Origin of the sequence: Rhodoplanes roseus (assembly GCF_003258865.1) — a bacterium.
Taxonomy (GTDB): Bacteria; Pseudomonadota; Alphaproteobacteria; order Rhizobiales; family Xanthobacteraceae; genus Rhodoplanes; species Rhodoplanes roseus.
Genome location: NZ_NPEX01000652.1, coordinates 1 through 581, shown reverse-complemented (window position 1 = coordinate 581; position 581 = coordinate 1). Strand labels below are relative to the sequence as shown.

General features: G+C 72.1%; 1 protein-coding gene. It reads left to right on the top strand.

Annotation, left to right across the window (positions count from 1 at the left end; all coding sequences use genetic code 11):
- Window positions 1-61 precede the first annotated feature (61 nt).
- The gene (locus tag CH341_RS31815) at window positions 62-538 is read left to right on the top strand and encodes an MgtC/SapB family protein (RefSeq protein ID WP_111423738.1); all 477 of its coding nucleotides are present in this window, start codon (window positions 62-64) and stop codon (window positions 536-538) included.
- Window positions 539-581: the final 43 nt, after the last annotated feature.

Below are 581 nucleotides of genomic sequence, written 5' to 3'. Positions count from 1 at the left end.
TCCCCCTCCAGGGGAGGGTGAACAAACGAACGACGCCGCGTCTTGTCGAGATAACCGCATCATGCACTGGACCGACATCGCCCTGCGGCTGACGGCGGCGACCGCCGTCGGGATGACGCTGGGGCTCAACCGCGACCTGCACGGCAAGCCGACCGGGATGCGCACGCTCGGCCTGGTCGGGCTCGGCGCCGCGCTCGCCGTGATGGCCGTGGTCGATCCGACCCTGCCGCCGACCGACGCGCTCAATGCGGTCAGCCGCGTCGTCCAGGGCATCCTGACCGGGATCGGCTTCCTGGGCGCCGGCGTGATCGTGCGCGGCTCCGGCGAGGCGCGGGTGCGCGGGCTCACCACGGCGGCCTGCACCTGGCTGACCGCCAGTCTCGGCGTCGTCTGCGCCGTCGCCGCCTGGCCCGTCATCGCCATCGCGATGCCGCTCCTGTTCTTCGTGCTGCTGGCCGGCGGCCCGATCGAGAAGACGATCCGGGCCCGGTTCGGACGACCGAACGGCGACGACCCGTCGCAACGCCCTCCTCCGTAGCCCTCATGGAGCGCAGCGGAATGCAGGGATCCAGGACGCCGCG